Source organism: Dyella psychrodurans (genome assembly GCF_003363265.1).
Taxonomy (GTDB): Bacteria; Pseudomonadota; Gammaproteobacteria; order Xanthomonadales; family Rhodanobacteraceae; genus Dyella_B; species Dyella_B psychrodurans.
This window is the reverse complement of the sequence record NZ_QRBF01000010.1, coordinates 54,723-75,916: the sequence shown is the minus strand read 5'-3', so window position 1 is coordinate 75,916 and position 21,194 is coordinate 54,723. Positions and strand designations below refer to the sequence as shown.

22 protein-coding genes are annotated in these 21,194 nt (G+C 62.2%); 15 read left to right on the top strand and 7 right to left on the bottom strand.

What is annotated here, in order from left to right:
- Nucleotides 1-72: 72 nt before the first annotated feature.
- Nucleotides 73-573, top strand: a complete 501-nt coding sequence (locus DWU99_RS19655; RefSeq protein ID WP_115479790.1) for a DinB family protein — start codon at nucleotides 73-75, stop codon at nucleotides 571-573.
- A gap of 29 nt (nucleotides 574-602) precedes the next feature.
- Here the strand turns inward: DWU99_RS19655 and DWU99_RS19650 are convergent, their stop codons facing one another.
- On the bottom strand, nucleotides 603-1,403 hold the full coding sequence (locus tag DWU99_RS19650) for an SDR family oxidoreductase (protein WP_233511226.1): 801 nt from the start codon (nucleotides 1,401-1,403) through the stop codon (nucleotides 603-605).
- A gap of 77 nt (nucleotides 1,404-1,480) precedes the next feature.
- Between DWU99_RS19650 and thpR the strand changes: the two genes are divergently transcribed.
- Together thpR and DWU99_RS19640 are read left to right on the top strand one after the other, a co-directional pair.
- Nucleotides 1,481-2,101, top strand: a complete 621-nt coding sequence (thpR, locus tag DWU99_RS19645) for an RNA 2',3'-cyclic phosphodiesterase (RefSeq protein WP_115479789.1) — start codon at nucleotides 1,481-1,483, stop codon at nucleotides 2,099-2,101.
- 123 nt (nucleotides 2,102-2,224) lie between these two features.
- Nucleotides 2,225-3,007 (top strand): class I SAM-dependent methyltransferase, encoded by a 783-nt coding sequence (locus DWU99_RS19640; RefSeq protein WP_115479788.1) that lies wholly within the window; start codon nucleotides 2,225-2,227, stop codon nucleotides 3,005-3,007.
- Between the two features lie 24 nt (nucleotides 3,008-3,031).
- Here the strand turns inward: DWU99_RS19640 and DWU99_RS19635 are convergent, their stop codons facing one another.
- A complete protein-coding gene (locus DWU99_RS19635) occupies nucleotides 3,032-4,171 on the bottom strand; it encodes a glycoside hydrolase family 18 protein (RefSeq protein ID WP_233511225.1) in 1,140 nt (379 codons plus the stop codon).
- Nucleotides 4,172-4,276: 105 nt separating this feature from the next.
- Here DWU99_RS19635 and DWU99_RS19630 point away from each other — a divergent pair, with 105 nt between their 5' ends.
- A complete protein-coding gene (locus DWU99_RS19630) occupies nucleotides 4,277-4,543 on the top strand; it encodes an oxidoreductase-like domain-containing protein (protein WP_325048481.1) in 267 nt (88 codons plus the stop codon).
- On the opposite strand, the gene DWU99_RS19625 is transcribed toward DWU99_RS19630, so the two are convergent.
- Nucleotides 4,528-6,048, bottom strand: a complete 1,521-nt coding sequence (locus tag DWU99_RS19625) for a S10 family peptidase (protein WP_425476828.1) — start codon at nucleotides 6,046-6,048, stop codon at nucleotides 4,528-4,530. The two genes, DWU99_RS19630 and DWU99_RS19625, sit on opposite strands and share 16 nt — an antisense overlap.
- Before the next feature lie 146 nt (nucleotides 6,049-6,194).
- Between DWU99_RS19625 and DWU99_RS19620 the strand changes: the two genes are divergently transcribed.
- The 5 genes from DWU99_RS19620 (at nucleotide 6,195) to DWU99_RS19595 (ending at nucleotide 12,918) form a co-directional block, all read left to right on the top strand.
- Nucleotides 6,195-6,719: a hypothetical protein gene (locus DWU99_RS19620; protein ID WP_115479785.1), complete on the top strand. Its 525-nt coding sequence runs from the start codon at nucleotides 6,195-6,197 to the stop codon at nucleotides 6,717-6,719.
- A gap of 374 nt (nucleotides 6,720-7,093) precedes the next feature.
- Nucleotides 7,094-9,094, top strand: a complete 2,001-nt coding sequence (locus tag DWU99_RS19615) for an OPT family oligopeptide transporter (RefSeq protein WP_233511224.1) — start codon at nucleotides 7,094-7,096, stop codon at nucleotides 9,092-9,094.
- 120 nt (nucleotides 9,095-9,214) lie between these two features.
- A complete protein-coding gene (locus DWU99_RS19610) occupies nucleotides 9,215-10,279 on the top strand; it encodes a class I SAM-dependent methyltransferase (RefSeq protein WP_115479845.1) in 1,065 nt (354 codons plus the stop codon).
- Entirely contained in the window at nucleotides 10,276-10,986 is a 711-nt protein-coding gene (locus tag DWU99_RS19605) for a pseudouridine synthase (protein WP_115479783.1), read from the top strand. The genes DWU99_RS19610 and DWU99_RS19605 overlap by 4 nt, the downstream gene beginning before the upstream one ends.
- 372 nt (nucleotides 10,987-11,358) lie before the next feature.
- A complete protein-coding gene (locus DWU99_RS19595; RefSeq protein WP_115479844.1) occupies nucleotides 11,359-12,918 on the top strand; it encodes a protein adenylyltransferase SelO in 1,560 nt (519 codons plus the stop codon).
- A gap of 76 nt (nucleotides 12,919-12,994) precedes the next feature.
- Here DWU99_RS19595 and DWU99_RS19590 read toward each other — a convergent pair whose 3' ends face one another.
- Both DWU99_RS19590 and DWU99_RS19585 read right to left on the bottom strand, forming a co-directional pair.
- Nucleotides 12,995-13,750 carry an SH3 domain-containing protein gene (locus tag DWU99_RS19590; protein ID WP_115479781.1) on the bottom strand — a complete coding sequence of 252 codons (756 nt, stop codon included), beginning with the start codon at nucleotides 13,748-13,750 and terminating at the stop codon, nucleotides 12,995-12,997.
- Between the two features lie 102 nt (nucleotides 13,751-13,852).
- Entirely contained in the window at nucleotides 13,853-14,281 is a 429-nt protein-coding gene (locus DWU99_RS19585) for an FKBP-type peptidyl-prolyl cis-trans isomerase (protein WP_115479780.1), read from the bottom strand.
- Between the two features lie 278 nt (nucleotides 14,282-14,559).
- Here DWU99_RS19585 and DWU99_RS19580 point away from each other — a divergent pair, with 278 nt between their 5' ends.
- The 3 genes from DWU99_RS19580 to DWU99_RS19570 all read left to right on the top strand — a co-directional run bounded on the left by DWU99_RS19580 (nucleotide 14,560) and on the right by DWU99_RS19570 (nucleotide 16,714).
- On the top strand, nucleotides 14,560-15,636 hold the full coding sequence (locus tag DWU99_RS19580) for a 3-deoxy-7-phosphoheptulonate synthase (protein WP_115479779.1): 1,077 nt from the start codon (nucleotides 14,560-14,562) through the stop codon (nucleotides 15,634-15,636).
- A gap of 79 nt (nucleotides 15,637-15,715) precedes the next feature.
- Entirely contained in the window at nucleotides 15,716-15,991 is a 276-nt protein-coding gene (locus DWU99_RS19575; RefSeq protein WP_115479843.1) for a GNAT family N-acetyltransferase, read from the top strand.
- A 33-nt stretch (nucleotides 15,992-16,024) separates the two neighbouring features.
- Nucleotides 16,025-16,714 (top strand): DUF1345 domain-containing protein, encoded by a 690-nt coding sequence (locus DWU99_RS19570; RefSeq protein ID WP_115479778.1) that lies wholly within the window; start codon nucleotides 16,025-16,027, stop codon nucleotides 16,712-16,714.
- Between the two features lie 57 nt (nucleotides 16,715-16,771).
- Here DWU99_RS19570 and DWU99_RS19565 read toward each other — a convergent pair whose 3' ends face one another.
- A complete protein-coding gene (locus DWU99_RS19565) occupies nucleotides 16,772-17,254 on the bottom strand; it encodes a YajQ family cyclic di-GMP-binding protein (protein ID WP_115479777.1) in 483 nt (160 codons plus the stop codon).
- Nucleotides 17,255-17,353: 99 nt separating this feature from the next.
- On the opposite strand from DWU99_RS19565, the gene DWU99_RS19560 reads away from it, so the two are divergent.
- Entirely contained in the window at nucleotides 17,354-18,532 is a 1,179-nt protein-coding gene (locus tag DWU99_RS19560) for a BaiN/RdsA family NAD(P)/FAD-dependent oxidoreductase (RefSeq protein WP_115479842.1), read from the top strand.
- Between the two features lie 64 nt (nucleotides 18,533-18,596).
- Complete coding sequence (locus DWU99_RS19555) at nucleotides 18,597-19,484, top strand: NAD(P)-dependent oxidoreductase (RefSeq protein WP_115479776.1); 888 nt, start codon at nucleotides 18,597-18,599, stop codon at nucleotides 19,482-19,484.
- Between the two features lie 41 nt (nucleotides 19,485-19,525).
- On the opposite strand, the gene DWU99_RS19550 is transcribed toward DWU99_RS19555, so the two are convergent.
- Complete coding sequence (locus DWU99_RS19550; RefSeq protein ID WP_115479775.1) at nucleotides 19,526-20,407, bottom strand: PhzF family phenazine biosynthesis protein; 882 nt, start codon at nucleotides 20,405-20,407, stop codon at nucleotides 19,526-19,528.
- A gap of 108 nt (nucleotides 20,408-20,515) precedes the next feature.
- Here DWU99_RS19550 and DWU99_RS19545 point away from each other — a divergent pair, with 108 nt between their 5' ends.
- Nucleotides 20,516-21,136 (top strand): rhomboid family intramembrane serine protease, encoded by a 621-nt coding sequence (locus tag DWU99_RS19545; protein WP_115479774.1) that lies wholly within the window; start codon nucleotides 20,516-20,518, stop codon nucleotides 21,134-21,136.
- Nucleotides 21,137-21,194 lie beyond the last annotated feature (58 nt).

The window sequence follows — 21,194 nt, the reverse complement described above, 5'->3', positions numbered from 1 at the left end:
GTGACCATTGGCTGTGCCGAGTCCGATAGCTGCACGGTTACCATGGGGCACTTCGTCGCAGGGATAAGACGCATGTCGCAGCTTCGACACCTTCAGATGCTTACCCGTTATCGGGCCTGGGCCGATCGCTTGCTCTATCAGTCATTGGCGGCGATGCCGGAGGCGGCGTTGACACGCGCGCAGCCCATCGTTTTCGGCAGCATCCTGCGCACCCTCAACCATGCGCATTGCATGGATCTTGTCTGGAAAGCCCATTTGGAAGGCGTTCCCCATGGGTTCACGACGCGCAATCCGGAAGATTGCCCTGCATTCGCGGAGCTGCGTGCGGCGCAGGCGGCTACGAACGATTGGTACATCCGCCTGGCGGAAACGCTGGATGCACACGCGCTCGATGAAACGATTCATTTCACCTTTATCGGCGGCGGGCAGGGCTCGATGCGTCGCGGCGACATCGTGCTGCATGTCGTCAACCATGCGACGTATCATCGAGGACATGTCGCCATGATGATGTACGGCATGTCCACGCCACCGCCGACGACGGATCTGCCGGTGTTCCTTCGCGAAGAAGGCTGATCGTTGCGACAGTTCGTGCGGAGCGTGGCTCAGACGTACTGCATCTTGATCGTCATGCCGCCATCCACGACAAAGTGCTGGCCCGTGACGAAGCCCGAGGCTGCGCCAAGCAGATACACCGCAAGAGCGCCGATGTCTTCCGGCGTACCGACGCGACCGGCCGGATGCTGCGCATGGTCGCGACGACTGAGCTTGGGGTGACGGCGAGCGTTCGGATTCTTCCATGCATCGGTCGCAATCCAGCCGGGCAGAATGGCGTTGACACGAACGGCGGGCCCTGCGCTTACCGCCATGGCATGCGTCAGCGCGACCAATCCACCTTTGCTGGCCGCGTAAGCTTCGGTATCCGGTTCGGATTGCAGCGCGCGGGTGGAGGCGATGTTCACGATCGCGCCGCCCGCGGCGGCGAGCGCAGGCAGTGCATGCTTGCTGCAGAGAAACGCGCCGGTCAGGTTGGTGCTCAGGTAGCGGTTCCACTTCTCCAGCGAGAGTTCGTGCAAGGGCCCTTGATGTGGATCGGCGATGCCGGCGTTGTTGACCAGTCCGTCTATGTGGCCGAACCGCGCAAGGGCTGCATCCGTCCAGCGTCGAACGCTCGCTTCTCGTGCGACATCCAGTGCGTGAAATGCGGCGCGTGGCCCAACTTGCCATTCCTGCAGGCAGGCACGTCCGGCTTCGGCATCCAGATCGCCGATCATGACTGAGCCTCCGGCGCCCAACACCGCCTGGGCGATGCCTCGACCGATCCCCTGCGCGCCGCCGGTGACAAGTACGACGCGATCGCGCATGGGCTGCGCGTCATGCGCGGAGATGTTCGGTGTCTTGGTCATGATGCATTCGTTCATGGGCGGATGGGGTGCTAAGCCTAACGTACGCCTTCGCCCGGGGATGGAGTAGGCTTTCAGCCATGCCTGCCGGTATCACCCAGTCAAAAGCCTCGCAGCTCGGGCTTTTCGGACAACCGCCCGTCACCCTTGCCGAGACGCACCGTCTGTTCTTCGCGTTGATGCCGGACGAGGCCACGCGTCATGCCATCGGTCGCGCGGCGGTGCTGATCCAGGAGCAATATCCCGAGCTGCGTGCGCGCTGGGTGAAGTCCGAGCGTTATCACGCCACGTTGAATTTTCTCGGCGATTATCCGCAGTTGCCGGAGGACGTGGTCGAGAAGGCCCGGGCGGCTGCAAAACAGCTCTGTGCTGTGTCGTTCTTATGGTCGCTGGATTACGCCACCAGCTTTCGCGGACGCGAACCACCTTGCGTACTACGTGGCACGTTCGTACCCGATGCCATGCTTGTGCTGTGGCGCGATCTGAACTCGGCGCTGGCGCACGTGGGCCTGCATCGACATATCGAACGCCAATTCACGCCCCACGTCACGCTGGCCTACGGGCGTCGGGAGTTGCCGCAGGCGGCACCGGTCGTGCCTATTGCATGGCAGATAGAAAGCGTCGCGCTGATTCATAACGTGGTAGGGAAGGGGCACTACGAGCAGTTAGGTCGCTGGCCCCTGCTCAATCCGACGCGTTGACGCTCTGCACGCTCCGGACGTTCGCGGGCAATCTGCGACGTCATATGGGCCAAAGGTCAGGTAGGCGGCATCGACCGGTGAGCGCACAATTTTGCAGAGGCTCATCCTCATCAGGAGATCGTCATGCGTTCGATACACGTCGCTTTGCTTGCGGCACTGATCATTCCCGGAGCAACCCTGGGGCAAACCGCACAAACGAATCACATGCAGGCCGTGCACTTTGTACCACCTTACGTTAAGGCTGCCGTCAACGATCCTGCCCGCGCGCAAGACGCCAGCAACGATGCCCGGCGCAAGATCACGGACATCATGGTTTTCAGCGAAGTGAAGCCAGGACAGAAAGTGCTGGAGTTGATTCCGGGCAGCGGTTATTTCACGCGCGTGTTCAGCGGTATCGTCGGTGCGCAGGGACATGTCTACGCGCTGTGGCCGAACGAATATGCCAAGGAGGATGCCGATAACGTGGCAACCTCCGACAAGCTCGCAGCCGATACGCACTACGCGAATGTCTCGGTGCTCAAACAGCCCGCAGCGCAACTGACCGTGCCCGACTCGGTCGATCTGGTCTTTACCTCGCAGAACTATCACGACTATCCGGATGCCTTCATGGGCAAGGTCGATCCGGTCGCGTTCGACAAGCAGGTGTATGCGGCACTCAAGCCGGGTGGTTTGTTCGTGGTGGTCGACCACGTTGCGCCGGCAGGCTCGGGCATGGCCGACACCGACACCCTGCATCGCATCGATCCGGAAATCGTGAAGAAGCAGGTGGAATCGGTGGGCTTCGTGTTTGCCGGCGAGAGCAATGTGTTGCGCAATCCGAACGATCCGCACACGATCAAGGTCTTCGATTCCTCGATCCGCGGCCATACCGATCAATTCATCTATCGCTTCCGCAAGCCGAAGTAATGCACGACCGGTGCGGGCCTGCGCTTAGCGCAGCCCGCGCCACATGTCGTCCAGCAGTTCGTCGCTGGGATCGATCGACTGCTCCCAATACATGATGCCGCCCAGGTGCTGCGCCTTGACGTATGCGGCCTTGGCGGCCATCGATTGCGGGTCGTCGTAGCTGATGAATCGGTGCGTTTGCGCATTCCACAGCCAGGGTGCCTGCGCGGCATCGTCCCAGTAGCGCACATAGCCGTTCTTGTTGATGAAATCCTGCTTCAGTTCGGGCCAGTCGTGCCCGCCCTGGTAGTGCCCATAGGTCTGGTAGAGACCGTTGTGATCGGGTTTCACATCGGCGAATTCGCGACCGTAGAGGGCAGCGCCGATCAACAGCTTCTGCGGCGGCACGCCAGCTGCCAGGAATTGCTGTACGGCACGATCGGTCGTACGTCCGTCGCCCGCGATGAGCGCCGAGGCATGCAGGCCCGTGTGATGTCCCGTGGTCGGCGTCATGGCGTTGACGAAGTCGTACGTCATCAGGTTGAACCAATCCAGATACGGGTTGATCGCGCCGATGTCGATGTCGCTGACGAAGGGACCGTCGGCGATCGCCACGCTGAGCGTGTAATGGTTGGCACCGGTACGGCCGTGTTTGGCACCGACGCGATCGAGGCTGGCGCGGATCGCCTGCAACAGCAGCGTGTAGTTGGTCTTGTCCTGCGGGCTCGACTTGATACCCGATTCGTGATGGCCGGGATATTCCCAGTCCACGTCGATGCCATCCGCATGCTGATCGGCAACCAGTTGCGCAGCGGTGTCGGCAAACAGCCGACGTCCGGCCTCGCTGCTGGCCGCTTCGGAAAAGCCGCCGACGGTCCAGCCGCCGACCGAGATATCGACCTTGAGTTTCGGATTGATCACTTTCAACGCGACGAGATCGCGCAGATGCGGCAAGTCTTTTTCATCGATCGTCACGCGACCGTTCTTCGGATGCGCGAAGGCGAAGATGAGCGTGTCGATCTTGCCGACGTCCTTGGTCTGCACCGGATTCCAGCCGCCGGCGTAACCGACGATGCGATAGGGCGACGACGATGTTTGCGCCATCGCACACGTGCCGGCAGCAAGCGTGGTCAGCAAAAGGCCGGTAAACACGCGACAAAAACTACGGGAGAAAACGCGGCGCATAGGGGTATCCAAAGTGGGAGCCATGGGATGTGCTCAGGTCGAGCCTGCCTTGCACAGTATCCAGGCATGCGCTTGAAGTTGGCAGCATGCGGAGCCATGTCGGCTATGAGAAAATTTCATGTACCGATGAACGACGACACGCCAAGCCCCGCTCATATCGCATCAAGCGACGATCCGCCGCCTCGACCGCCCGTCGAGCCCGATCCCGGCGACTGCTGCGGCAATGGCTGCGATCCGTGCATCTTCGATCTCTACGAAGATGCACGACAGCATTACCGCGAGGCGTTGGCGGCGTGGCGCGAGCGTCACCCTGGCGTGGACCCGGCATCGCTTTCGTCCGCGCAGGATTCATCGGCTCAACGCGAACCGTAAAGCGCTTTGACGTCCTGCAGCAGTGTCGCCTGGCTGCTGGTTCGTGCGTAGAACATGTGGCCGCCGGGATATTCCTTGACCTGCACGCGCGAAGAATCGCCCATCGCAGGCATCTGATCGACGACCAGGATGGAGGCCATGAACGGGCAGGAGAGATCGTCCCAGCCATGCGCGATCAGCACGTGCAGGCCGGGATCGTTCGCGACGGCCTGGCGCAACTGGCTCACGGACCCCTTGTTGGCATCGTCGTCCTCGTGCCAGAGGTTGTTCACGTCGTAGCTCAGTGCGTTGTAGCGACCGTAGTATTTCCAGCCCACCGTCTGCGTGACGAAGTTGACCATCGCCGTCGTGGTAGGCGCGATGATGCCGTTGAGGATCGGATCGCCGCCGACCTGATGCGGCGCGTAGGGGAACGGATCCCATGCGGTCACGTTGGAATCGTAGCGGCTGCCGAGCTTGCCTTCGGCGCGATACACCTCGCGCAGATAGGCCTGCGTTTCGATGCGGCCGCCCGAGCGTTTGACGAACACGGGATCGAGGCCGGTGAGTTCGGTGACCTTCTGGATCATCGCGTCCGTGGCGGCAGGGTCGCTGCGGCCTTTCATCAAGGCGGTGGCGTAGTCGGTGCGCGTGTAATCGATGACGGGCGCCATCGCCTCCGGCGTCAGCCGGTGCTCGCGTTCGAGATGCGCGGCGGCGATGGATGGCAGCGTGAGCATCCACGGCAGCGGCGACACATCGCCATCGTCGGACGATGCGCCGTCGAGATAGGGCGACAGCAACACCAGCCCGTTCATCGCGACACCGAGTTGAGTCTGCAGATATTCGGTGATGCGCGGACCGCGGAAACCGCCGTAGCTTTCGCCGACAAGATACTTGCGCGACTCCATGCGGCCGTTCTTCACCAGCCAGTCGTACACGATGCGCGAGAGATACTTGATGTCGTTGTCGGTGCTGTAGAACAGCTTGGTGGCCTTGTCATCGGGCACCAGCGCACGGCTGTAGCCGGTGCCGATCGGATCGATGAAGACCAGATCGGTGAAACCGAGCCATGTGCCCGGGTTGTCGTGCAGCGTGGCGGGATCGGAGGGATTGTCGCCATCCACGCCGAAGTTCACGCGCTTGGGTCCGATCGCGCCGAAATTGAGATACACCGACGATGCGCCCGGCCCACCGTTGAGCGCAAAGGTGATGGGACGGTCCTTGCCCGGGATCGTGTAGGCGGTAAAGACCACCTGGCCGGTGACATCGCCTTTTTCATCGCGCACCGGCAGCGTGCCGACGGTGACGGTGTACTTCAGCGTGCGGCCGTCGACCACGGCGGACTGGCTGGCATGCGCATCGGCCGGAAAGGGCGGAAGGTGGAATCCGTCGGCGGTCGCGGTGTCCTGCGTGGACGAAGCCTTGGCATCGTCTGCGGCCATGGCGACCGGGCCACTGGCGATGATCAGGGTGGCGAGCAGGGCGGATTGCAGGATCTTGCGCACGATGGTTCCTCGGGACATACGATCCGCAAGACTAACCAAGCGAGCTCCCGGTGCATTGTGCCCAAAGGCATGGTGCGGACCTGCGTCGCAACAAACGCCGCCAAACGTTGAATGGCGTGCTGCACTGCATTAGATTCAGCATTGTCTGTAGGGGGAGTTCAACGATGAAACGCTTTCTGATGGTCGGCGCCGCCGCGGCGCTGCTTGGCGCGTGTGGCGGCCAGAACGTGCAGGTCCAGGCGCCGCTTGGCGATTTGGTGAAGCCGAGTGGCGCGCCGTGGCTGACAGTAGCCGGCGGCACCGACAAGCTCGACGTGCGCGGCCTCGATCACAAAGTGACCCTGGAACCTGCGCCGGGTGTTTCGGCAGCCTTCCAGTCCCAGCTCGGGGCGCGGCTGCAATCGGATTATTTTCAGGACCTGGTGGTGACCTGCACCGCGCTGACGACAACGCTGCGCGTTGACGAGGACAAGGCGCCAGGCAACCTGTCCATGGACCTGGGCTTGCACTGCGCCTTCTGGTCCAAGGGCTTCGACACCAACCACGATTACAAGGCGCAGGTATCGACCGCCGTGACCAGCGGTTCGGGCGACGGCGGCTACGCGCAGGCATTGCCGAAGCTGCTGTCCGACAGCGCCGACGATATCGCCAGCCAACTGCGCGGCGATCTGCAAAAACTCAAGCGCTAGCAGGTTCCCGGCGCCCCGCGCATGGGGCGCCATTGCTGCGGTGGGTCAACATCGATCCGGCGATCCACGCTATCTTGTAGGGAATGCTCTGACTCATTTTGCATAGGCGTCACCAGTCCTGTCTGTCCGCAGGCCGCAGGGCCATCGGCGAAGGCAGACTGGCTGTCTGTTGAGTCGATGGGCCGAAGGGATGCGGACAGACAGGACTGGCCCGAAGGGTGATGTCCAGAAAGCCCGCATGCTGTGCCGCGCGGCTTGAAAAGACAGCCAGTCTTCACTGCGCCGCGCAACACACCCTGCGGGCTTTCTGGGCATCATGCCGCCCATGCAAAATGAGTCAGAGCATTCCTTTGGACAGTTTGGGGAGATCGCCCGTGAATGCAGTACCTGGACCCGGCGCCGCGCCGCGCGCCGAACTCACTATCCGTGGCCTGATCATAGGCATCGTGATCACGCTGGTGTTCACGGCGGCCAATGTGTTCTTCGGCCTGAAGGCCGGCCTGACTTTCGCCACGTCGATTCCGGCCGCGGTGATCTCGATGGCCATCCTGCGCGCGATGAAGAACGCGACGATCCAGGAAAACAACATCGTGCAGACCGTTGCGTCGGCAGCAGGCACGCTGTCGTCGATCATCTTCGTGATGCCGGGCCTGATCATGGTGGGCTGGTGGACGGGGTTTCCGTTCTGGGTCTCGTTCGGGATCTGCGCGTCGGGCGGCATTCTTGGCGTGATGTACACGATCCCGCTGCGCCGTGCGCTGGTCACCGATTCCGATCTGCCGTATCCCGAAGGCGTGGCGTGTGCCGAAGTGCTGAAGGTGGGATCGGGTGAAGCAGCCGAAGCGTCGGGCGCCGCGTCGGTGGAAGGCGGCACCAGCGGGTTGATGGCGGTGGTGGTGGGCTCGGTCGTTGCCGCAGTGTTCTACATCGTCGTGCAGACGAAGATTTTCGCCAGCGACGTGGCGCAGTACTTCCGCATCGGCGATCGCGGTTCGGCGAGCGGTTACGACTTCAGTCTGTCGTTTGCCTTGTTCGCGGTAGGTCATCTGGTGGGTCTTTGGGTGGGCCTCGCCATGTTGCTCGGCGCGGTGATCGGCTGGGGCTGGGCGGTGCCGCATTTCACGTTGCTGCATCCTGCGACGGGCGATGTCTCGGATGTCGCGCAAGGCGCGTGGAGTCACTACGTTCGCTTCGTTGGCGCGGGCACCATCGGTGTGGCGGCGATCTGGACGCTGGCCAAGCTGGTCAAACCGGTCGTCAGCGGCCTGAGCTCGGCAATGGCGGCTTCGCGTGTGCGCAAGGCAGGCAAGGCGGCCACGCTGCCGCGCACGGAGCAGGACATGCCGATCGGCATCGTCGGCCTGATCGTGCTGGTCTGCATGCTTCCCATTGCGTGGTTGCTGGGCAACTTCAGCGTCGTCAGCGGACTGGGTTCGCACACCACTTTGCTGGTGATCGGCGGTGTGTTGTTCGTGCTGATTCTTAGCTTTCTGGTGTCGACGGTGTGCGGCTACATGGCCGGACTGATCGGCTCCTCCAACAGTCCGCTCTCGGGTATCGGCATTCTCGTGGTGATCATCGCCGCATTGCTGCTTGTCGCGGGCGTGAAGTCGGATCTGCCCGCCGACTCGGGCAAGGCACTGGTGGCGTTTGCGCTATTTATCACCTCGGTGGTGTTCGCCGTGGCTGCGATCGCGAACAACAATCTGCAGGATCTCAAGACCGGCCAGCTGGTGGACGCCACACCGTGGCGACAGCAGGTCGCGTTGGTAATCGGCGTGATCGCCGGCGCGATCGTGATTCCGCCGGTGCTGGATCTGCTCAATCACGCTTACGGCTTCCTCGGCGCGCCGGGCGTCGACCCGGCGCATGCGTTGCCGGCGCCGCAGGCCGGTCTGATTTCCGCGTTGGCGCAAGGCGTCATTCAGAACAACATCGACTGGAGCCTGATACGCATCGGTGCGCTGATCGGCGTGGGCATCATCGTGCTGGACGAAATTCTCGCCCGCACATCCAAGTCGGTGCGCATGCCGCCGCTGGCCGTTGGATTGGGCATTTATCTGCCGACTTCCACCACGCTGATGATTGTCGTGGGCGCCGTCGTCGGCTGGTATTTCGATAAGCGCGCGGATCGTACGCCGAAGGCCGAGGCCACCAAGCAGCTTGGCGTGCTGCTGGCCTCGGGCATGATCGTGGGCGAGAGCATCATCGGCGTGGTGGTCGCTGCCATCGTGGTGTTCTCCGGCAAATCTTCGCCGCTGGGGCTGGTGGGCGACAGTTTCGAGAACGCGTCGATCTGGATCGGCGGCATCGCCTTTGCGGCGGTCATTTTCGCGATGTATCGCTGGATCAGCCGTCTGGGGCAGAAGAGCTGATAGGTATCGCAGCGGTGGCCGCCATGGCCACTGCATGCGTGGATGACAGTCGCGTCGTCGGTTCGCCGTCTGGCCGCGTACAATACGCGCGGTCAGTTCACCGGATGCATCCGCTTGACGATGGTCGGTATCCACGCGTCCACGCCCGATGCGGTGCTGGACGCTTTGTTTCTTCCTGTTTCCGACGGCTCCGTGCGCTTGCCGGCCGACGGGCGCGTGTTGTTTCTTCGTGCGCGCCACGGTTACCGGCTGTGCGAAGTGGCGCAGCCGGGTTGGTTGTGCGAGCAAAGCTTCAAACCCTTCGCCGATGCGCTGATGCGCGACGGCTTCATTGTTGGCGACGCCACGCCTGACGCACGCTTTTCGCTGGTGCTGGTTTTGCCGCCGCGACAGCGCGAGGAAGCCCGCGCGCTGTTTGCGCGTGCGGCGCGGCACGCAGAAGGCGGCGGCGTGGTGTTGGCCTGCGTGCCGAATGCCGAAGGTGCGAAATCTGCGCAAGCGGATCTGAGTGCGCTGCTCGGATCGGTGAGCCACCTTTCCAAACACAAGTGTCGCGTGTTCTGGGGTGTCTCGGAGATGCCGGTCGGTGATTCGTCGTTGCGCGACGCCTGGCTTGCATTCGACACGCCGCAAGACAACGCCGCCGGTTTCCTGAGTCGCCCGGGCTTGTTCGCGTGGGATCGAGCCGATACGGCTTCCGCGCTTCTGGCAGCGCATTTGCCAAACGACTTGCGCGGCCACATCGCGGATTTCGGCGCGGGCTATGGCTATCTCGCTGCGCAGATCGTCGAGCGCTGTCCGCATGTCACGGCCATCGATCTGTACGAAGCGGAAGCGCGCGCACTGGAACCTGCGCGACTCAACATGGAGCGTGCGGTGCGGGAAAGTGGCCGCACGCTATCGTTCGACGTGCACTGGCACGATGTCACCACCGGCATCGACCGTCGTTACGACGCGATCGTCAGCAATCCGCCGTTCCACCAGGGCAGGGCGGATTTGCCCGATCTCGGTCGCGCCTTCATCGCGCGGGCGGCGAATGCGCTGGTTTCTCCGGGACGCCTGTGGCTGGTGGCCAATCGCCATTTGCCGTACGAAGCCACGCTCGCCGCGCATTTCGAACATGTCGACACGGTAGTGACGCAGGATGGTTTCAAGGTGATCGAAGCAAGAGGTGTGCGCGGATGAGGTTGGTCAGGATGATTGCGAATCTCGGTTATGGCAGCCGCAAGGATGTCGCATGGATGTTTCGCGAAGGGCGCATCACGGATCCGGACGGCGAGGTTTTGTACGCCGACGACAAGGTCGAGCACGCGCAGATCCGCGTCGACGGCGAGCCGCTCGATCCTCCGGCGGGACTGGTGCTGATGATGCACAAGCCGTTGGGTTTCACCTGTTCGCGCAAGGACCAGGGACGCGTGGTCTACGACTTGTTGCCGCCGCGATATCGCGCACGCACGCCGGCGCTATCCACCGTTGGAAGACTCGATCGCGACACATCCGGCTTGCTGTTGTTTACCGACGATGGCGCATTGCTGCACAAAATCATTTCGCCGCGCGCGCAGATCACCAAGGTTTATGAAGCGACGCTGGCGCAGGATATGCGCGGCGACGAACAGGTGCTGTTCGCCAGCGGCACCTTGATGCTGGAATCGGAAACAACGCCCCTGTTGCCGGCGAAGCTGGACGTGCTTGCGCCTCGCTGCGCGCGCCTGAGCATTACCGAAGGTCGCTATCATCAGGTGCGCCGGATGTTCGCCGCGGCGGGCAACCATGTCGAGACGTTGCAACGCACGACGATCGGCGGCTTGCAGCTTGACGGACTGAAGGCAGGCGCGTGGCGTCAACTCAATGCGGGAGACGTGCAGCGATTGCTCGAGGCGGCAAGCCCGTAGCGGTTTGCCGAAGTCGAATCACGGTGGAGTTTGCATCAGACGGCTGCGCGCCAACTCGTCTTCGCGGCGAGAGTGAGCACTCGACGTCCAGGAGACCAAGTTGAAATCCGAGCCAGCCTTTCTCTCGGATGAGGTGTCGTGCATGACCAGTCGGGTAAGCATCCCTGCTACCAGCTGCATTCCACGCGTCATGGTGGAACGAGCGAGAAGCATGTGCATCGTTCGGTACTCCATCGACTACCCCTGCGTAGCCGCGAGCACACTTTAGCAAGGATTTACGGTAAATGTGTAGGGAGTGTGAAAGAAATATTTCGGTCCCTGTCATCCGCCTTGCAACATCCACAAGCCGCCCGAATATTCGTGCCCATGTCTTTGACTTCGCTGATGTTCGACAACGCTTTTATTCGCGATCTGCCGGGCGATCCCGATCATGGCCGGGGAAGCCGCCAGGTCCAGGGAGCGTTCTATTCCCGCGTGGACCCGAGCCCCGTCGCCGCGCCGCGCGCGGTGGCCTGGTCGCGTGAGGTTGCGATCGGGCTTGGTCTGGACGAAGCCGACGTCGCGAGCCCGTTTTTCGCCCAAGTATTCGGCGGGAATGGGCTGCTGGATGGCATGGAACCCTGGGCGTCCAACTATGGTGGGCACCAATTCGGCGTCTGGGCGGGGCAGTTGGGCGACGGGCGTGCTATTTCGCTGGGCGAGGTGCTCACGTCGCAAGGGGAACGACTCGAACTGCAGCTCAAGGGAGCCGGTACCACGCCGTACTCACGTGGTGCCGATGGCCGGGCTGTCCTTCGTTCATCCATCCGCGAATTCCTGTGCAGCGAGGCCATGCACCACCTTGGCGTCCCCACTACGCGGGCGCTCAGCCTGGTGGTGACCGGCGACATGGTGGAGCGCGACATGTTCTACGACGGACACCCGGAGCAAGAGCAGGGCGCGATCGTGTGCCGCGTCGCCCCTTCGTTCATCCGCTTCGGACATTTCGAACTGCCGACCTCACGCGGCGACATCGCGCTGTTGCGCCAGCTGGCCGACTTCACGATAGACCGTCACTTTCCGCGTCTCTCCGGCCGCGGCGAGGCGCGCTACGCCGAGTGGTTCCTCGACGTCTGCGTGCGCACTGCGCGGATGATCGCGCACTGGATGCGGGTCGGATTCGTGCATGGCGTGATGAATACAGACAACATGTCGATCCTCGGTCTCACCATCGACTATGGGCCGTACGGGTGGATCGACGATTTTGATCCGGACTGGACGCCCAACACCACGGACGCATCGCGCCGCCGCTATCGCTTCGGTCAGCAGCCGAGCGTGGCGTGGTGGAACCTGAGCCGGCTCGCTGCGGCGCTGGTGCCCCTGTTTGGCGATGTCGCGCCGCTTCAGGCGGGGCTGGACGCCTATGTCGCCGAATACACCGTGCAGATTCGGAACAACATCGCGCACAAGCTGGGATTGTCCGAATGCCGGGACAACGACCTTGCACGCATGGAGGCGCTGCAAGCACTGATGCAGCAAGCGGAAGTCGACATGACGCTGTTCTTCCGTGCCTTGAGCGACATCGATCCGCAGCATCCCCGACTCGATCCGCTGCGACACGCGTTTTACGACGAGGCCAAGCTGGACGCCGCAGAAGCCGACTTTGTTCAGTGGCTGAACGACTACGCGGCCCGGTTGCGCGAAGACCCGCTGACACCGGCACAGCGTAAGCAGCGCATGCACGCAGCCAATCCCTGCTACGTCCTGCGCAACTATCTCGCTCAGGAAGCCATCGACCGGGCGAAGGAAGGGGACTACGAAGGCATTCACACTTTGCTCGAAGTGCTGAGGCACCCCTACGAGGAACAACCGGGGCGGGAGCACTTCGCGCAGAAACGGCCGGAATGGGCCAAATCCCGCGCGGGTTGCTCGATGCTTTCGTGCAGTTCGTAATCCCGAAAGCACTGAGGCCCTCGCCGCAAAAGCGGGAGGGCCTCGACATCGGCGTCACCCAGTTTGACGTAGCAACTCAATGGCCGTTGTTGTCGTTGTTCCCATTGTTCCCCTGCTGGGGATTCGGACGTGGTGCCGGCCGTGTGTGTTGAGCAGGCCGATTGCCACCGGGCGGCTGGGGGCGATTTCCGCCGCCGGGCGGATTACCACCACCAGGTGGCTGCGGACGATTTCCTCCTCCCGGAGGATTGCCGCCGGGAGGTTGTGGGCGATTTCCGCCTCCTGGCGGTTGCGGACGGTTGCTGCCGGGGGGCTGTGGCCGATTTCCGTTGCCGGGTGGTTGCGGACGATTACCGCCAGGCGGTATCGGCCGGTTGCCGCCACCGGGTGGACGGACAGGTGGTCTGGACGGGCGCGGCGGCGGCCGAACCGGAATCGGACGACCGTACCAGCGCGCGCGATCGCGATAGAACGGCCGGCCGGTGTAATAGCGCCCCCAGTAAGTGCCGATCGCGAATGAGATGATCGGAATGCCGATTCGCGCACCGTAATCGATCACGTACACGGGCTGGTCGTTATAGCTGTACTGAAGATAGGTGCCGGCCACCCAGCCACGATTGCCTACTGCGATCACATCGCACCATTCCCATCCGGTCGTGCAGCCCTGGATGGAAACAGGCGTGCCGGCCGCCAGTGTGAGAATCAGCGGATATCCCGGATCCGGGCCCGCACGCATATTGACGTTGCCGACGGTGTAGCCATCGGCGGCAAACGCCGTCGCGGACATCATCATCAAAAGGGCGGTCGCGATGGACCAGAGCATTCGCTTCATCGGGCAATCCTCCAGCGTGGGCGCAGTGGGGACGTACGACGTCAATGCCACCCCATCATCCCCCAAATCAGGGGAGCTTGCATGACAGCCGCATGAAACGGGTCAATGCACCTCAAGCAGTTCGATATCGAACACCAGCGCACTGTTCGGCGGGATGTCGCTGCCCGCCCCGCGCGGACCGTAACCCATCTTGGACGGAATGATCACTTCGCGCTTGCCGCCCACACGCATACCGCGCACCGCGCTGTCCATGCCCGGTATCACCTGTTCGGCACCCACCGTAAAAACCAGCGGACGGCCGCTGTCGTAGGAACTATCGAACTTGGCGCCGTGATGGTCGGCAGCCTTGGCGTCGTACAGCCAGCCCGTGTAGTTGATGCGCACCTCGGTATCGTCCTGCGCCTTGGAACCCGTGCCGACTTTCTGGTCGGTAATCACCAGCTTGGCCACGTCATCCGCGTGGGCCGGGCAAGGGCCAAGGGCCCCCAAGGCAAGCAGAACGGTGGCGAGCAGGGTGAGCGGACGAAACATGGGACGACTCCGAAGAATGAACGAATCGCGGGACGTTAGCGTATTGCGAAACGTGCCGCAGCTGTTTGCATCGGCGTTGTGATGTGGTATCACTTGTTCCCATGATCCTCGCCTCCCGCCGCTATTACTTCTGGTTTTATGGCTATCCGAAGCCGGCGGCGGAGCATGGTGCGCGATCGTAACTAAGCAAGATCACCCACTTTCCTCAAAAAGCCGCCAGCCAGCCTGGCGGCTTTTTTGTTTGGGTCGCCGGGCATCGAGATAAAAGGAGTTGCGTCATGACCAGCCTTACCGACGATTTACGCATTCGCGAAATCAAGGAACTTGCCACACCCGCCGATGTGATGCGGGATTGCCAGCCCAGCGAACACGCCATCGCCACGGTCGCCACCGCGCGCCGCGCCTTGCATCGCATCCTGCACGGTCAGGACGATCGCCTCGCCGTGGTGATCGGTCCGTGTTCGATTCACGATCCGGTTGCCGCGCTGGATTACGCCAAACGCCTGGCCACCGAGCGCGAACGGCATGCCGACACGCTGGAAATCGTCATGCGCGTGTACTTCGAAAAACCGCGCACCACGGTGGGCTGGAAGGGGCTGATCAACGATCCGGATCTGGACGAGAGTTATCACATCGACAAAGGATTGCATCAGGCGCGGCGCCTGCTTTGCGATATCAATGCGCTGGGCCTTCCTGCAGGCTGCGAATTTCTGGATCTGATCACGCCGCAGTACATCGCCGATCTGGTGGCCTGGGGCGCGATTGGCGCGCGTACTACCGAAAGCCAGTCGCACCGCGAGCTTGCCTCCGGTCTTTCGTGCCCGGTCGGCTTCAAGAACGGTACCGACGGCAACGTCAAGATCGCCGTCGATGCCGTCCTGGCGGCGGCGAGCCCGCATCATTTCATGGCTGTCACCAAGCGCGGACACACCGCGATTGCATCGACACGCGGCAACGACGACTGCCACGTGATCCTGCGCGGCGGCAAATTGCCCAACTACGATGCCGCCAGCGTGGCTGCTGCGTGCAGTGCCTTGGCCAAGGCGGGCCTGACCGAACGTCTCATGATCGATGCGAGTCACGCCAACAGCGGCAAGCAACCGGAAAACCAGCCGCATGTCGTCGCCGACATCGCCGCACAACTGGAAGCGGGCGAAACGCGTATTCAGGGTGTGATGATCGAGAGCCATTTGGTGGCCGGCAGGCAGGATCTGGTACCCGGCTGCGAGCTCACCTACGGGCAGAGCATCACCGACGGTTGCATCGGCTGGGATACTTCCGTGCAAGTGCTGGAGCGGCTGGCCCAGGCCGTGCGCCAGCGCAGGGAGCGGCAGGCGGCGCAAGTCGCAGCATGATCGCTTTCAGCACCGCGATTCTGCATCGTTGCGCGCGTCGTTCTATGCTTACGTCTTCGGCAACCTGTTGGAACGCAGCATGAGTTACGACATTCGTCATGTAAGCGCGGCGCATCGTTTTGAAACGACGGTGGATGGTGTCCTCTGCGAGCTCGAATACAGCTTGCATGATGGCGTCATGACCATCACACACACGGGCGTGCCCGATGAAGTGGGCGGTCGCGGTATTGCCAGCGATCTGGTGCGCACTGCCTTCGAGACGGCGCGAAGCAAAGGGTGGAAAGTGGTGCCCGCGTGCAGTTACGCACGCGTGTGGATGGAGCGTCATCCCGAATACGCGGAGCTACACGCGTGATCGGCGCCATGAGGGTAGACAGCGGGCGTTTTCATGAGCGCCCCCGCTGAAGGCAAGCCGGCAGCCCGGATTCCGCGTCGCCGCTGGGCGCCGATACGCTTTGTGCGCGCAAGGCCGTGGCTTGCGATTTCCGCTGTGGTGTTCGTGGCGGCGGGTATCGCGCTGGTAGCGTCGGGGGTGAAGCCCGCGTCGGCGTTGTTGCTCAGTTTCGACCTCGGCGCCTTGCTCTACCTCGGCATGTTGATGCGCCTATTCAACCGCACGAACGCCGAACACATGTGTCGCCAGGCGCATGCCCAGGACTCCGGGCGTCGCAGCACGTTGTGGATCGCCGTGGCCCTGTCGACCGTGGTGCTGGTGGCCTTGTCCACGGAGCTGCACGCCGCCAAGAGCGGTGGTGCGCAGGCGATGGGGATGGCGGCGCTCAGCATCGTGCTGTCCTGGCTTTTCATGAACACCATGTACGCCTTGCATTACGCGCACGGCTACTACGGCGATTTCGGCAAGCAGCACGAGGGTCTGGAGTTTCCGGGCACCAAGCAGCCTGATTACTGGGATTTCGTTTATTTCGCCTTCGTGATCGGCATGTGCTTCCAGGTGTCCGACGTGCAGATCACCAGCCACACTCTGCGCCGCACGGCGCTGTTGCATAGCGTGGTCGCGTTTTTCTTCAACGTGTTCATCATCGCCATCAGCGTGAACATCGCCGCTGGTTTGGCATAGGTCCACGCTGCTTCTACTCCCTCCCCGGCAAGCAGGGGAGGAGCATGGCTGGGGGACTCAGTCGCGAAAATTGTCGAACTGCAGAGGCAGGTTCACTTCGGCCTTTCGCAACACCGCCATGGCAAGTTGCAGATCGTCGCGCTTCTTGCCGGTTACGCGCAGTTTGTCGCCGTTGATCTGCGCTTCGACCTTGAGCTTGGACTCTTTCAATATTTTCACCAGATCCTTCGCGACCGGCTGCTCGATGCCTTGCTTCACCGTGATCTTTTGCCGTGCACCGCCAAGATTGACTTCGGGCTCGGCAACATCCAGCGCGCGGGTGTCGATTTTTCGCGAGGCCAGCCGGCCGCGCAGAATGTCCATCATCTGTTGCAGCTGGAATTCGCTGGGCGCGCTTTGCGTGATGACGAACTTGTCCAGCTCGAACTTCGCGTCCGTACCCTTGAAGTCGAAACGGGTGGACAGCTCGCGGTTGGCCTGGTCGACCGCGTTGGTCAGTTCGTGCTTGTCGACCTCGGAAATCACGTCGAAGGAGGGCATGGCGATGGTCCGTAACAGGGGCAGGCCGCAAGTGTAAGCCATGTATCTGTTGGATAATGCACGCATGTGTACTCGGGCAGGCAAGCTTACGGTGATCGTGTGAAAGTGGATGTCCTGGTCATCGGAGCCGGCGCCGCGGGCTTGATGTGTGCCATCACCGCCGGCCAGCGCGGGCGGCATGTGCTGGTGCTGGATCATGCCAACAAGCCGGGCAAGAAGATTCTCATGTCCGGCGGCGGGCGCTGCAATTTCACCAATCTGGGTGTGACGCCTGCGCAATACCTTTCGGCCAATCCGCATTTCGCCAAATCGGCGCTGGCGCGGTATACACCCGCCGATTTCATTGCGCTGGTCGAGAAACATCGCATCGCGTTTCACGAAAAAGAACTGGGACAGTTGTTCTGCGACGAGTCGTCCAAGTTGGTCGTGCGAATGCTGCTGGACGAATGTGCGGCAGCGAACGTTCGCATCGAAACCAGTTGTGGGGTGCAGCGGGTTCGCAAGACCGGCGAGAGCTTCGCCGTGCTGACGGCGAAGGGCGAGATTCATGCCGATTCGTTGGTGATCGCCTCCGGCGGACTCTCGATTCCCAGCATGGGCGCCACGGGTTTCGGTTATGAGCTTGCACGCCAGTTTGGCCATAACGTGCTCGCGACCCGTGCGGGTCTCGTACCGCTGACCTTGAGCGGCAAGCATCAGGAGCACTACCAGGACCTCGCGGGCGTTGCCTTGCCGGTCGCGGAGGTCCGCGTCGGCAAACGCAGTTTTCGCGCGGGCCTGTTGTTCACGCATCGTGGCATCAGTGGTCCGTCGATTCTGCAGATTTCGTCGTACTGGCAGCCCGGCGACGATTTGCGCATCGACCTTTCGCCGGATGTGGATATCGGCGACTGGCTGGTCGCGCAGCGCGTGGCGCGTCCTGCTGCCGAATTGCGCAATGCGTTAGGCGACCTGCTGCCGAAACGATTGGCGCAACGCCTGTGCGAGTTGTGGTTGCACAGCCGCCCCATGCGCCAGTACCGCGATGCGGAGCTGCGCGAGATCGGAACGCAGCTGCACCACTGGCCGATCGTTGCCAGCGGCACGGAAGGCTACCGTACGGCGGAAGTGACGCTCGGCGGCGTGGATACGGATGGTCTTTCTTCCAGCACGATGCAGTCGAAGCTGGTGCCGGGTTTGTATTTCATCGGCGAGGTGGTCGATGTGACCGGCTGGTTGGGCGGCTACAACTTCCAATGGGCATGGGCATCGGGTTATGCGGCGGGCGAAGTGGTGTAGCGCGTTTGCAACCCTTGAACATCGGTTGTGTTGCACTTAGATATCCGTTTATCGGAGATTCGCCATGAAAGTCGGTTTTATCGGATTGGGCGCCATGGGCGGCGCCATGGCCAGCAACCTGGTTGCTGCGGGGCACGCCGTTACCGTTTGGAACAGGTCGGAAGCGCCTTCGGAAAAGCTCGCATCGCTAGGCGCGAAGGTAGTGCGCACGCCGGACCGCGCGGCGCAAGGCGATGTCCTGCACAGCATGCTTTCCAACGATCAATCCGTGCGCGAAGTCTTCCTCGAAAGCGGCCTGCTGGATGCGATGGACTCCGGCACCGTGCATGTCAATCACGCGACGATCTCCGTGGCGCTCGCCAGGCAACTCGCGGAAGAACACGCCAGACGTGGCCTGGGTTATGTCGCAGCGCCTGTGTTTGGCCGGCCCGACGTGGCAGCGGCGGGAAAGCTCAATATGCTGATGGCGGGTCAGGGCAGCGCAATCGAGAAGGCCAGACCGTTGCTTGAAGTCATGGCCGCGAGGCTGTGGCCGCTGGGCGATGTGCCCGAGCGCGCCAATGCGGTGAAGCTGGCTGGCAATTTCATGATCGTCACGGCTATCGAGAGCCTGGCGGAGGCTTCCGTGCTTGCGCGCGCCTACGACGTGAGCGCGGCCGATTTCATCGAGCTGATGACCAGCACGCTGTTCGCGTCGCCCGTGTATCAAATCTACGGCAAGTCGATTGCGGAGCAGCGTTTCACGCCACCCGGTTTCGCGCTGCCGCTTGGATTGAAGGACGTGATGCTGGCGCAGGAAGCCGGCCACGCTGCGCAAGTGCCCATGCCGCTGGCCGGCGTACTGCGCGACAGTTTGCTGGAGGCGATGGCCGACGGCGGCGAGTCGATGGATCTCTCCGCGCTCGCACGCGTTTCGGAGCGCCGCGCAAATCTGGCGCATCGCAAGAAATAATCAGAGATGTTTCAACCGCGGCTGCTTGCGTCGCGCGACGTTTAGGCGTCGCTCCAATGCAAGGTGCCGTCGATCACCGTATTGGTGTGCCCACCGATCCAGATCGTGCCGTTGACGATGTGTGCAATCAGCAGCGCATCGTGTCCCATCTCGCGTCCCTGGCTCACGGAGTAACCGCGTGCCAGTGGACCGTTCGGCTCGGCATGCAGCAGATACGCGGCGATGAGGCCGTTGGCCGCGCCCGAGGCGGGATCTTCGACGATACCCACGCCGGACGGAAACGCGCGCACGACCAACTGATAATCGGGATGGTTGCTGCGCGCAAACGCGCACAGGCCCATGCTGCCGCTGGTGACCGCCAAAGCACCGATGGCGCTATGGTCGGGTTGCCATGCGCGCAGGCTCGCTTCGTCCGCGCATTCGGCCAGCCACCAACGCCGGCCACCGTCGACCAGGGCGGGTGGCAGTGCGCCGATATCGATGCTGTCGAGCGTGGCGGCGAGCAGGGGATGGGCATGCAGGCCGGTTTTCACGACCCTGGCGTCGGGCGATTGCAGCAGAAGCTTTCGCTGCGGGCCGCCGCCTTCCACGCGTATCGGCAAGATGCCTGCGCCGCACTCCTGCCACAGCAAGCCATCCTTCGGCTGCGCGAGTCCGCATTCGAGCACGGCATGCGCGCTGCCGACGCTGGGATGGCCCGCGAAGGCAATCTCCTTCTGCGGCGTGAAGATGCGCACGCGATAACTGGCTTTGGGATCGGTGGGCGGTAGGAGGAAGGTGGTTTCCACCAGATCGGTCCAGCGCGCGTAGCGCTGCATCTGGGCGTCGCTCCAGCCGGTTGCATCCGTCACGACGCCGAGGTGATTGCCTCCGCCGGGACTGGCGGCGAAGACATCCAAATGCATGTAGCGGATCGGTTTCATACGGCTCGAGGACGACGGGACATGGCTTGAACGCGCATTCTAGCCGTCGACAACTTGGCCCGTGAACGTCAAGATGGGCAGATTCCCAAACTTTGTCGGATTCGTCATATGCCGGGTGGGTTACCCATTACGTTGCTCCTTATTCTTGCCGCCACGTGCATCGTCTCCTTCATGGCGTTCAGCAATCGACGCCTGATCGACGATCTCATCCTGTGGCCACCAGCGATCGAGCGGAAGCGCGAGTACTACCGCCTGGTCACTTACGGGTTGATCCACGCCGACGGCATGCACTTGTTGTTCAACATGATGACGCTTTACTTCTTCGGCAGGGAGATGGAGCCGTTTTACAACGACTCGCTTGGAGCGTTCGGATTCGGCCTGTTTTACCTGGGCGGCCTGATCATCTCGATTTTGCCGACCTATCTGAAGAATCGGCACAACAACAACTATCGCAGCCTGGGTGCATCGGGTGCGGTGTCTGCGGTGCTGTTCGGTTTCATCATGCTGTCGCCCTGGACACGCATCCTGGTTTGGTTCGTACCGATACCGGCCATCATTTATGCGGTGCTCTACGTCGCCTACTCCATCTACATGGACCAGCGAGGGCAGGGCAATATCAATCATAGCGCCCACCTTTGGGGAGCGGCTTATGGCGTGGTGTTCACGGTGCTGGTGAACCCCATGGTGTTGCCGCATTTCCTGGGTTCGTTAGCGCAACCCGGCATGTGAATTCCGGCACTTGCTCACGGCGCATACATCCTGATGATGACACTTTGACATCACCGAC